Here is an 11,294-nt window from a genome sequence, read left to right as displayed (position 1 = left end):
GCTTCGCGAGCCTGGACGGAGCGCCGCGCGTGACGGTCTGCCCTTCATCCAAGCATCCCGCTTCGGACGGAGGAAGAACCAGTGACACAATCGATTCACGACACGAGAACACTTCAGCAACGGTTGGTTGGCTTCATTGCTCCAGACATCTTGGGCGCGGCCGAGCTCGCCTTTCGATGTATGGAGATTGCGGAAGAGGAGATTGCGTTCGCACGAGCGAGACATCCCGTCTCCCAGAAGGAGATCAACTCGGCGTTTCGGTTTCTCTGCCCGCCGGATACGTTGAGGCACGTCTCTTCGGAGGTCTATCGGCATCACTGCCGGGAGCTTCTCGAACGGGTCACGCGAAAAGCCGATATGCGGCTGGGAACCGACGCGGAGTGTCTTTGCGCGCTATCGGAGGCTTCGATGGCTGCGCTTCCGAATCGGAATGCATCGCTGCTTTACTGGAGGCTCTTCACGCGAGTCCTGCCGCGCGATGCAGAACGCATCCGAGTGGCGTCGGGCTCGCCGGCCTTCGATTTGGGTGACGAGGACGCTGTGAACGAGCTCGAAGCGTCGCTTCGTATTGAGCTCTCACGTGAGCGAGGTGTTCTGTAGGGCGCGTCGCGAGAATGAGTCCGCCACTCGGCCGCGCCCCCGGCATCGTAGGGGGCAATGAGTGGGTTCTTGTCTTTAGCGCCTGGACTTCCCCCGGAAACTGAGGTCGGCGTTCTCGCGGCGATTCCGGAAGGCACGCCCGGATTCATGGCTCGCGGAGCAGCAGGTACACCACGAGAACGGCCATCACGAACCGTGCTTCCTCGACCTGCCAGGCGAAGACGAGCAGACCGAGCAATGCGATAGCCGCGAGGATCGCCGGTTGGCTTCGCCCCGACTCGTCCGAACCGAATGGAAGTACGGGGACTCGTCGGAACCGGAGGCAGCGAGACCGGAGCGGCTGAAGGTCAGCGCCATCACGTCGAATGTTCATGGCGCGAAGGATTTCCAGTAGCTGTCGCCGAATAGGCGCATAGGGTTCATAGGGAATTTCTCGGAGCGTCAATTCGAGCTCGCGGCGACTTCTCCGCGTCGAAGCTTCGAGGAGCGCTGCCTTGAGCTCAAGAAACGGCTCCCTATCGATGCGGACGTGTGCCCGCCAGCGCTGAATGCCTTCGCGGGCCGCGGAGCCGTCCTGCCGACAACTGATGGAGTAGCCGGCGCAGCGAATGGGCTGCTTTCGAATGTCCCGAATCGCATTGGCTTCGGCGCTGTAAAACTCGTGAGCGCCGACCGGTGGCGTCGCAATCAGCACGAAGAAGTTCTGAAAGCGCAGGTACTGGACGCTGGCCTCGCCCTTCTGCTTACGGCGCGCACGCTGGTATTTGGACAGCGCGATGCCGTACTTCTCGATGACGTTCTGGTCGACCCGTTGGGGGTCTTTGTGTTCTGGGATTTGCCCCACCACGAAATAGCGGTAGCCACTCGCGATGTAGCAGACGAGCTGCTGCACAAATCCTTCGAGGGTGGTCGTTTGACAACGGTACATTGTCGTCTCCTTCCATCCCCCTCTATCTCCCTGCACTAAATGTTATGCGGTGCGCGCCGCAGAGTGACGCAATTTTTTCTCTCCCCTTCGCATTCGCCATGGCTGCCGCCTGCTGGCTGGCTTCACGGTATACCGTTGCTGATATCATGAGGGTTGCGGTGCTTCGCGGCTGACCAAGTCATGAATTCGTGATTGTCCTCGACAATCTCTACCATTCCGAACAATAATGGACCTAACACGACTCCCCGGCTGGGCAGGCCGGTTTGGGCAGCCTATAGGGCTGCCTTTCTTGTATTCGTCGCTGGAACTGACATTCGGAGGGCCTTGAAGAACCGCACAATTGTCTACGTCGATGGATTCAATCTCTTCTATGGAGCCCTGCGAGGCACGTCTGAGGCATGGCTCGACCTAGAGCGGTTGTTTCGCCTTCTCCTGCCGCATGATGACCTGCGCAGGGTCCGCTTTTTCTCCGCACTCATGATGGGGCACGAGCGGATTGCTCAGAGGACGCATCTTCGAGCGCTCGAGACCACACCACTCGTTGAAGTGACGCTTGGCCGGTTCAAGACGCGGCGGGTTCGATGTCGGGTCGCGGGGTGCTCGATGGCAGGGCCCAGGCGGTTCGCATGGCCCGAAGAGAAGCGAACGGACGTGACGATCGGCATCACGATGGTCGATGACGCCTATCAGGATGAATGTGATCGGCTGATTCTGGTGAGCGGGGATTCGGACCTGGTGCCGGCGCTCGCGCTCATTCGGAAACGGTTTCCCGAGAAAGAAATCGTCGTCTATGTGCCGGCGCGCCATCCAGACCGGGGCGCGGCGGTCGAACTGAGAGGCGCCGCACACCGGGCCCGACTTCTGCCGCTCCAGGTTCTCAAACACGCTCAGTTCCCAGACGTCGTCATCGACGCCCGTGGCCGACGCATTCGGAAGCCCGCCGATTGGAATTCCCGCGCATGACACCCATGAAGAGTGGGGATTGTTCACGGCACAATCCACCAAAGCACAAATCCTTCCGACAAGTCTTCGAAACAAAGACCCATCAAAACCGCACGTTACAGACTTCGTCCGCTACTTCAACCGTCACGCGAATGGCGAGAAGGGGCAGGGCGCATCGCCTAGCAATGTGCCCTCACCCCAACCCACCGATCGTATCGGGAGGCGGCAGCCGAATCGGTGATCCCAGAAATTGGGCGCACCTATCCTGTCTGCCGTCATTCCACCGCCAGGTGGGGCAGGCTCCTCCCGGAGCCCGTCCCATCTGGCCGCGTTCACTCCCTTCCGGATGCGGAAGTCCCCGTTTTTGGGGGCCTCCGGACCGGACCGAGATGGGCTGAATGCCCTGTCGTCCCTTTCGTCTCCTCTTTTCGAGAACGGCACCACCCGGTTCTCGGAGGACGAGCGCGCGACTGCCTTGCCGCGCTCTCGTGCACCTCTCGGTATCTGCTACTCAGGACCCGCTCCCACGCTCGAGGGTTTGAAACACCTGGCTACCTTGCCAGGCACCGGTCACCACACCGGCTCCTCGACCGCTTCCCGGATTCGCATACATCGTCAATTTCGAGATCACGTCGCTCAGCCCGGCTACTACGGGCGGTCCTACGCTGATACGCGCTCGCTTCCCAGCAAGCCGCAGTTTCCTCGAGGCGTTACACCTCGAGATTTCTGGGGGACGAAGCCAGAAGGGCCCCCTTACCCACTCAGCGGAGTTTTTCGCGGTTCGGCACCGTCTTCTCGAAAATTTCCTCGCAAGCACTCCCGCACGACCGGTTACGCCTTTCACAGTTGAGCTCTTCACGTTCGGCGGTTTAGGCCGATACCCGAGTCCCGGTTTCGGACTCGGCCCGTCGTGTCACCACGATCGGGGCTCCCTGCGCGAGCCAGGTTGAGCGAACTCGGCCATGACGGCCAAGCCCGAACCCCCTGGGCAGGTCTGGGCGCTCGCATTGCACGAGCGCGGTACCCACTTCGAATGTATGCGGCCGTCGGCCGTTTCGCGTGATATTCACGCATCCCGACCGACGGTTTTCCTCCGTCGCCCTTCTTCGATGCCGTCCGTGGCTTCGGTCATCGGATAGAACGCCGGGATTAGTTCTCTACGAGACGTAGAAAGGATTAGTCCGACGAGCCTCCGTCGCACTGAGCGAGCCCCTCTCGAGGCACTCAGCGCTACAGGGAAATGCGCATTCCAGAAGGTGAACCCTGGACCCTTAGGCGATTGGTAGTCGCTTTACCGGGCACGTATCCCCATCTCGGCCGGTCAGTGCGGCAGGTTGGATGTCCTACCCGCTCCACTTCCTGACGACCACAGGCCCGGAGGCCTGATGATGTGCTTCTACCGTACGGAGTCGTAGAAGTCATCACGAGAGATTGGAACCAATGGGATTGATGGCTTCAATGGAACCGTAGGACTCAAAGGGTCCGAATGGCGGCGATGAGAGTGGTCGTGCCAGTCCCGAAAATATTCTTCTTGACGGATGCAGCGACCTCAGGCGATAGGGGAGGAAGCAACGCTCCCAATGGGAGCATCGGACGAATCGGTAGTCATCACACGGGAGGAGAATGAAAACCATAGCCATTGCCAACCACAAGGGGGGAGTCGGTAAGAGCGGTGCCGCAGTCTGTCTCGCAGGCGCGCTTCGCGAACGCGGTCTCCGAGTCCTGGTCGTCGACCTGGACCAGCAAGCGACTGCAACGGAATGGCTCGGGCTTCGAAGTCCGGGGGAGCTTCCAGACGATGAGCCGTACGGCTCTGCGCTCTGTCAGGCAGTGTCACATGCCTGGCCGCTCGCCGACCTTGTTCGAACGAGTCCGGTAGAGCTCGATGTTGTTCCGTGCGGGAGCGGGTTCGCCTCGTTCGACCGGTGTGTTTCGGGGCAGCTCGCGGCCGAGCGGCTGCTCGCACGGTCGATGTCGCAACTTCCCGAGGAGTGGGACCTTGTTCTCTTGGATTGCCCGCCGAGTCTTGGCCTCGTGACGGTGAACGCACTCGTCGCGTCGGACTATCTGCTCATTCCGGTTGAACCGAAATCCGCGAGTCGGACCCCGATCCTGACGATCCTCCGGCTGGCACAGGACGTTCAGGCTCAACTGAATGAAAACTTGGAGTTGCTCGGAATCGTCGTTTCCCGAATGCAGCCGCGACTCCAGCATCGCCAAGTCGAATCGTGGCTACGCGAGCTATTCGGGGTGGATGTGCTCGATGGCGTGATTCGAGAGAGCACGCATGTTGGCGAATCCCATGCGTTTCAGCGGCCGGTCAACCAATACATGCCCGCTAGTATCGGCGCGGTCGATTTTCGTGAGGTGGGTGCCGAGTTACTCAGCCGCATCGCTGCAGCTCAGGAGGAGGGGCGAAGGGAGGTTCGAATCTATGCCTCCTAGAAACACTCTTCCGAAAATTCCCGGCGGATCGAGCCTGTTGCGAGACGCGATGGGCGACGGGTTGCTGTCTGAGGAGTCGAAATCGTCTCAGAACGGACGAGATTCGCGTGGCGCGACCTCTGCGGCCGCTTATCAGCCGAAGTTTGAATCTCAGTCCGTTTTGGACGCGAAGGCGACTTCGAAGGTGAAGGTTCCGTTCAATCTGCCGGCGGACTTGGCGGAATCGATTCGAGATGCAGTTTTCGCACTCTCAGGACCACCGCATTGCCTTTCGCTGGCTTCGCTTGCGGAGAATGCGCTTCGAACAGAATTGGCTCGCCTCGAGGCAACTGCCAATGCGGGTCGGCGTTTTCTGGCTCGGCAGGGGCCATTGAGGCCAGGGCGGCGGGTGGGCTGACCGCGATGGGTGCCGAGAAGCGTCAGCCGCTCGTGAGTGTGGAGCGTCAGTATGAAACTGACGTCGCGACTGGCAACACACTGTCCCGGATGTTCGTGAAAATGTACTTCGCGGCTCGGGATTCGGGCCTCCTTGCTGACATCGGCGATATCCGCTGGCGAACGCTCTGCTGCCTCGCGACGTATATGGACGCAGATGGCCAATGTCGTCCGAGCCAGGCACGTGTTGCGCGCGACCTGGGAATTGGCCGCCAGCAAGCGAACAAGAGAATTCGGTCTCTAGCCGCGTATCGGTTCGAAGGACGGCCGGTGCTTCGAGTCGAGAAGACTCGTCGGATGACGTCATCGGGCGGCCGCTGGGGAAACAATGTCTATTCGATTCAACCGATATCGGGTCTCGGAATCTTTGATGACCGAAAAGCTCGGAAATCGGGGGCCGCACGGCTTCCCCCTGTGTCGACAAAAGGCGACACAGGCAATGGCCCTGTGTCGGGGATGCGTGACTCACGCCCGGCCGACACGAACAAGAGCCATTCAATGAACCAGACTCACACACCCAAGAAGGTGTGTGCAGGTCCTGAAACGGAAGAATTCACCCAGGAGTCAGTCGAACTCGTTCGTCGATTTCACAAGGCTCGCGGTCATTCGGCGACCCGTCATCCGACCGAGAGGGAAATCGAGCAGGCTGATTCCCTAATCGCGGCGCACGGCGTGCTCACGGCTGAATATATTCTCACGTTTGGATTGAAGCGCGCCCAATGCACCCGCTTCGAAATGGAGAACTTTGGCGCGATTCTTCAATACGTCGATGACGCGATTGAATCGAAGCGCCAAAGCGCGAGCCGGCGCCGCCAGCTTGCTTTGCCAAAGCGAAGAGAATCGTTCGAGGAATGGCAGAGAGATGAACTTGCAAGGATTCGCAGCAACCATGACTCAGGAGAACTATCGGAGATTGAAGAGGCCGTTCGAAACGAACTCCTCGCAGACCTTGGCACCCGCGATGTCGTCGGTTTCGACCTGCTTGTGATGTCTCGTGTGAACCAGTTGCTCTCAGCAAGACATGAGCTGACTCGTGATGAGTTCCGGCGTCGACGCGCGACAACTCGGTCCAACTCTTCCCGTCGCGCGGCATCGTGAATCTTCTGACTCGCCACGACTTCCGAATATTGTCAGCGCCCGAACTTTCGCGCCATTAGGCGAACGCGCGCAGTAGAATCGTGTCCGGGTGATGAGCAAGAGGATGGCCGCTTGCCATCCAACCTCGGTCGACTTGCCCGTCTCGCGCGAGCCTCGATTGATCCGACCACGGCGATGGCCGCTCCATCTAGAAGGAGGTGCACGTGTCTGCGGATTTGAACCAAGCCGAAGGTCGACCGTCTGCGGCCCGCTTCGTCGAGCCAAGAGAGCGGATCGCCGTAAGTGTTTCGGAGCTAGGGCGAATGGTCGGGGTGGACGAGAAGACGCTTCGCCAATGGACCCGAGAGCGCGGAATGCCTTCGTATCGCGTCGGTCGACGTGTGCTGGTCGTTGTTTCCGAGTTCCTCGAATGGCTCCGCCAATACGGAGAGCAGCCCGAGCGTGATCTTCAGGGTGAGTTAGGTACTCTGCTCGAGCGACTCGGACGGGAGCCGGAATAGCGAGAATGGCGGTAAGGCTGCGACGACGCGGAGACGTCTGGTGGCTGGACTTTCGATGGAATGGCCAGCGTATCCGGAGATCCGCCGACACGTCGAACCGCGAGCTCGCCGAGAAACTCGCGAAGCAAGTCGAAGCCAGGATGCTTCTCGGGAAGACGCCGTTTCCGAGCGAGCCCCAGCGCGGGCTCACATTCGCGAAGCACACGGAAGATTGGCTCGCTCGCGTCGAAGGTGGCCTTCGGCCCGGCTCGTACCTCACCTACGCGCAGGCCGTTCGCGAGGTGAAGCCTCTGATTGGCTCGAAGCTCCTCGCCGAAATCTCCCGTTCCGACGCCCTTGCGATTGTCCGCCATTTGATTGACGGCGAAGAGGGGAGGCGGTCGAGGAAGACCGTCGCGAATCTTGTCGGAGCTCTTCAGAGCGCCTTCGAGGATGCCGTCAGTGTTCAGGGCATCCTGAGCAAGAATCCGTTCGCCAACAAGGCGCAGCTCCTGAAGGCGGCAGGTCTGCGAACGGATGAGCTTCCAGCCGAGGGGAGTGGCGCGCAGCCCTACACGATCGAGGAGAGAGACAAGCTCCTGAAGGCGGCGAAGAAGAAAGACCGCTGGATTTACGCTGGCGCCCTCCTGGGACTGCGCGCCGGGCTCCGGCGCTCCGAGGTCCTCGGGTTGAGGCCGGACGATGTCGACCTCGTCGACCGGTATCTCCACGTTCGGCGCCGCATCATCGACGGAAAGGTGGATAACCCGAAGACCGAGAAGTCGCGGCGAACCCTTCCGCTATCGACCGAGCTCGCCTCGGTTCTTCAGGACCAGATCGTCTTCAACGCGAAGCGGGACCGAGGCGAATGGCTCTTCCCGTCCGTTCGAAAGACGGCGTCCGTCCAGGACGACCGGCGCTTCGGAGACCGCTTCAAGCGCATCGTGAAGAGTGCCGGGATCGAAGGTCACCCCAAGCCGTTTCACGACCTGCGGCACACGTTCGCAACGGACCTGCTCCTGGCCGGCGTGCCCATCTTCAAGGTCTCACGTTGGCTCGGGCACTCGAGCATCCAAATCACGTGCGACACCTATGGCCATTTGCTGCCGGACCCCGAAGAGCACGGCGTCGTCGACGCACTCGACGGGCTCACGATGGTCACAGTTGGTCACAATTTGGTCACAATGGACGAAAACACCGTTTCAGACGATGAAGGTGACCTAACGGAACTTGGCGATTTCAAAGGGAATTTATGGTACGCCGGGAGGGATTCGAACCCCCGACCCTCAGGTTCGAAGCCTGATGCTCTATCCAGCTGAGCTACCGGCGCGCGGTGCCGTCGGGACCGAACGAACGGCCGAGACGACGTCGAGGCAATCCGTGGAGACCACGGAGACCTGAGGGCCGCCCGAGGCTAGCAGAACGCCGCTTCCATGGACATCACTTCGAGTCGCTCGCCGACCCGCAAGGTGCCTTCGGTCTCGACGCGGAGGTAGGTGCCGAAGATCCGTCCGCTCCCGAAGCGGTCTTCCTTCGACTTCTTCGGGAGCGAGCGGAGCAGGTCGGAGCGGTCCCGCTCGCCGGTTCGCTGGTCGGTCGAGACGATCACGCAGCGCTCGGCGGGCGTGACGTGCCGCAGTCGTACGGACTCGCCCCGGACCTCGTCCAGGGTGTCCTCCGCGTGGGCCTCGAGTCCGTCGATCACGACGTTCATCCGGAATCGTTCCATCGGCACCGGGGCCTCGAGCCGGGCGTTCAACGCCGCGAGCGACGCCACGTTGGCGATCGAGATCGGCGAGGCGGCGGTGAAGGCCCGCTTCGGCTGGTCGTGGAGGAGCGCCATCTGCGGGATCGGGAAGTTGATCCGCCAGGCCTCGTCGGCGGCCACCAGGCGGACGGGCTCCCCGAGGACGTCGGAGAGCCACTCCGCCGCGACGTCGCCCTGGTCGAGGGCTTCGAATTCGTCGAGCACCCAGCGTCCGGGACGTCGCGCTCCGTCGGCGCGGATCTCGTGCACGAGCTCGCCGGCCTCGGCGTGGCGGAGCGTCAGCGTGCCCGCCTCGAGGTCGACGTGCGCGCCGATCGACGCCACCCGTGGCGTCTCCTTCTGGTCGACGAGGGCGCCGTCCTTCCAGATCGCGAAGCCGCGGTCGCCGGGAATGCCGAGCGTCGTCACGGGGACTTCGTCGTGGGCGACGCCCTGGCAGCCCTTCACCGGGTAGGTCCAGAGTTTTCGGAGGACGATTTCGGACATGGCGGGTCTCCTCGGGTGGATGGGGGCGGGAACGAGGGCAGGATGCCATCGACGGGGGTGGCGATCTGCGCCTATTCTGACATTCGATGTCGCAAAGCCGTCAATCCGATCCGCCGCTGGTCGCCCTCGGGCTCCGGGTGCCGGTGCTCGGTCTCGCCGACGATCACGGGCCGGATCGGCCGATTCCACTCCACCGCCACGACGCCGCGCAGCTGATCCATGCTGCGAGCGGGGTGATGAAGGTCCGCACGGCGCACGGGCTCTGGATCGTGCCGCCGGCGCGGGCGGTCTGGGTGCCGGCCTTCGCCGACCACGCGATCGACATGGTCGGCGTGGTCGAGCTGCGCACCGTCTACCTCGATCCCGCCTTCGCGAGCCTCGACGGCGCGCGCTGTCGGGTCGTGCAGGTCAGTCCGCTCCTCCGGGCGCTGATCCTGCGCGCGGTCGAGTTCGGCCCCGACTATCCCGCCGACGGACCCGAGGCGAACGTGGCCGCGGTCCTCCGCGACGAGCTCCGCACCGCGGAGGTCGCGCCTCTGCATCTGCCGACGCTCTCCGACCCGCGCGCCCGCGAGGTGGCCCGCGCGTTCGAGCGCGACCCGGCCGACCGCCGCTCGCGCGCCGAGTGGGCGCGGGTCGCGGGCGCCAGCGAGCGGACCCTCGAGCGGCTCTTCCACGCCGAGGCGGGCATGAGCTTCGGTCGCTGGCAGCGTCAGGTGCGACTGCTGCGCGCGCTCGAGGGGCTCGCGCAGGGACGGAGCGTGACCGAGGTCGGGCTCGAGGTCGGCTTCGACACGCCGAGCGCGTTCATCGCCATGTTCCGCAGCGCCATGGGGACGACGCCGGGCCGCTACTTCAGCGATCCAACGCCTCGCCCGCCCGGTCACTGAAGCCGCCACGGACGCCGTCGTCTTCACCGGGACGCAGCCCGACGAGGAACGCGAGCACCGGATTCGCGAGGAGCGCGACCGAGGCGATCGCGCCGGTGGGCAGCGGGAGGAGGGCGATCGCGACGATCGGTGTCAGGACGATCCGCACCCATTCGGACACCGCGCCCCAGCGCGCGCCGTCGAAGAGCGCGCCCACGTTCACGAGGCTCCAGACGATCCCGACCACGATCAGGATCCGGGCGGGGGTGCCGAGGTTCGGGTACAGGAGCGGGAACACGACCGAGAGGCCGACGCCCTGCACGAACTGGAACGTCGCGTAGGCGGCCATGCGGCGGTCGACGGTCGGGTCGAACTTGGTGAGGTCGGACGAGAGCGGGGGCGCGGCCTGGAATCCGCCGAGGTCCGTCGGCATCCAGCCCGGCCGCGCCAGGAACACGAGGAGCTTGTCGCGCCCCCGCCGGGTCGCACGCGCGGCCCGGGCGAGGTCGATCCAGTAGTCGAGGTTGGCCCAGACCGGATTCCAGCTCGCGAGGGGCTTCGTCACGCCGTAGACGACCTCTTCGCTCTCCGGCTCGAAGGTGCCGAAGAGCTTGTCCCAGACGATGAACGTGCCGCCGTGGTTCCGGTCGATGTAGATCGGGTTGCGTCCGTGGTGGACGCGGTGGTGGGAGGGGGTCATCAGGATCTGCTCGAGGGGGCCGAGGGTCCCGATCTCGCGCGTGTGGATCCAGAACTGGTAGAGCGTGTTGAACGACGAGCAGGCGAGGAAGACCAGCGGCGGGACACCCAGCAGGGCGAGGGGCCAGTAGAACGGAATCGACATGAACGGCTGGAGCGCGCTCTGCCGGAGCGCCACCGTCAGGTTGTACTCCTCGCTCTGGTGGTGGACGACGTGGGCCGCCCAGAGGAAGTTGATCTCGTGGCTCAGGCGGTGGAACCAGTAGTAGGCGAAGTCGACGCCAACGAAGCAGCCGATCCACACGAGGAGACTGTCGGCGGACAGGTCGAAGAGCCGATGAGTCGCGTGGATCCAGAAGTACCCCGCGACGATCGTGGCCGCGAAGAGCAGCGTGACGAGCTGCTGGAGCACGCCGGTCGCGAGGTCGTTCAGCGAGTCGTTCAGACGGTAGTAGGCGTGCCCGCGACGACGCGCGATCCAGAGCTCGACGGCGATCAGGACGAAGAAGGCGGGGACCGCGACCGCGATGTAGTCGATTTCCATG

Annotated in this window: 9 protein-coding genes and 1 tRNA gene; 5 read left to right on the top strand and 5 right to left on the bottom strand. The window is 62.9% G+C overall.

Going from position 1 to position 11,294, the window contains the following annotated elements; all coding sequences use genetic code 11:
• Positions 1–180 precede the first annotated feature (180 nt).
• Complete coding sequence (locus NXI30_15695; protein ID MCR9095664.1) at positions 181–600, top strand: hypothetical protein; 420 nt, start codon at positions 181–183, stop codon at positions 598–600.
• Between the two features lie 145 nt (positions 601–745).
• Here the strand turns inward: NXI30_15695 and NXI30_15690 are convergent, their stop codons facing one another.
• Positions 746–1,528: a hypothetical protein gene (locus NXI30_15690; protein MCR9095663.1), complete on the bottom strand. Its 783-nt coding sequence runs from the start codon at positions 1,526–1,528 to the stop codon at positions 746–748.
• 324 nt (positions 1,529–1,852) lie between these two features.
• Between NXI30_15690 and NXI30_15685 the strand changes: the two genes are divergently transcribed.
• From NXI30_15685 to NXI30_15675, 3 genes are all read left to right on the top strand, one after another.
• Positions 1,853–2,491 carry an NYN domain-containing protein gene (locus tag NXI30_15685; GenBank protein ID MCR9095662.1) on the top strand — a complete coding sequence of 213 codons (639 nt, stop codon included), beginning with the start codon at positions 1,853–1,855 and terminating at the stop codon, positions 2,489–2,491.
• A 1,602-nt stretch (positions 2,492–4,093) separates the two neighbouring features.
• Positions 4,094–4,915, top strand: a complete 822-nt coding sequence (locus NXI30_15680; GenBank protein ID MCR9095661.1) for a ParA family protein — start codon at positions 4,094–4,096, stop codon at positions 4,913–4,915.
• A gap of 402 nt (positions 4,916–5,317) precedes the next feature.
• Entirely contained in the window at positions 5,318–6,448 is a 1,131-nt protein-coding gene (locus NXI30_15675; GenBank protein ID MCR9095660.1) for a helix-turn-helix domain-containing protein, read from the top strand.
• Positions 6,449–6,896: 448 nt separating this feature from the next.
• Here the strand turns inward: NXI30_15675 and NXI30_15670 are convergent, their stop codons facing one another.
• The 3 genes from NXI30_15670 to NXI30_15660 form a co-directional block, all read right to left on the bottom strand.
• Positions 6,897–7,658 carry a hypothetical protein gene (locus NXI30_15670; GenBank protein ID MCR9095659.1) on the bottom strand — a complete coding sequence of 254 codons (762 nt, stop codon included), beginning with the start codon at positions 7,656–7,658 and terminating at the stop codon, positions 6,897–6,899.
• Positions 7,659–8,180: 522 nt separating this feature from the next.
• Positions 8,181–8,257 (bottom strand) — tRNA-Arg (locus tag NXI30_15665).
• Positions 8,258–8,341: 84 nt separating this feature from the next.
• On the bottom strand, positions 8,342–9,181 hold the full coding sequence (locus NXI30_15660; GenBank protein MCR9095658.1) for an MOSC domain-containing protein: 840 nt from the start codon (positions 9,179–9,181) through the stop codon (positions 8,342–8,344).
• An 86-nt stretch (positions 9,182–9,267) separates the two neighbouring features.
• Here NXI30_15660 and NXI30_15655 point away from each other — a divergent pair, with 86 nt between their 5' ends.
• Positions 9,268–10,071: a helix-turn-helix transcriptional regulator gene (locus NXI30_15655; protein ID MCR9095657.1), complete on the top strand. Its 804-nt coding sequence runs from the start codon at positions 9,268–9,270 to the stop codon at positions 10,069–10,071.
• On the opposite strand, the gene NXI30_15650 is transcribed toward NXI30_15655, so the two are convergent.
• On the bottom strand, positions 10,037–11,293 hold the full coding sequence (locus NXI30_15650) for a sterol desaturase family protein (GenBank protein MCR9095656.1): 1,257 nt from the start codon (positions 11,291–11,293) through the stop codon (positions 10,037–10,039). The genes NXI30_15655 and NXI30_15650 overlap by 35 nt on opposite strands.
• Between the last annotated feature and the right edge of the window lies 1 nt (position 11,294).

It is taken from the genome of bacterium (assembly GCA_024742285.1).
Classification (GTDB): Bacteria; Myxococcota_A; UBA9160; order UBA9160; family UBA4427; genus UBA4427.
This window is presented reverse-complemented; position numbering and strand designations above follow the sequence as displayed.

Excerpts from the sequence above, each read along its gene's own strand:
- NXI30_15675 (MCR9095660.1), top strand. The coding sequence starts at position 5,318 with ATGGGTGCCGAGAAGCGTCAGCCGCTCGTGAGTGTGGAGCGTCAGTAT.
- NXI30_15660 (MCR9095658.1), bottom strand. The coding sequence starts at position 9,181 with ATGTCCGAAATCGTCCTCCGAAAACTCTGGACCTACCCGGTGAAGGGC.
- NXI30_15695 (MCR9095664.1), top strand. The coding sequence starts at position 181 with ATGGAGATTGCGGAAGAGGAGATTGCGTTCGCACGAGCGAGACATCCC.
- NXI30_15680 (MCR9095661.1), top strand. The coding sequence starts at position 4,094 with ATGAAAACCATAGCCATTGCCAACCACAAGGGGGGAGTCGGTAAGAGC.
- NXI30_15655 (MCR9095657.1), top strand. The coding sequence starts at position 9,268 with ATGTCGCAAAGCCGTCAATCCGATCCGCCGCTGGTCGCCCTCGGGCTC.
- NXI30_15650 (MCR9095656.1), bottom strand. The coding sequence starts at position 11,293 with ATGGAAATCGACTACATCGCGGTCGCGGTCCCCGCCTTCTTCGTCCTG.
- NXI30_15690 (MCR9095663.1), bottom strand. The coding sequence starts at position 1,528 with ATGTACCGTTGTCAAACGACCACCCTCGAAGGATTTGTGCAGCAGCTC.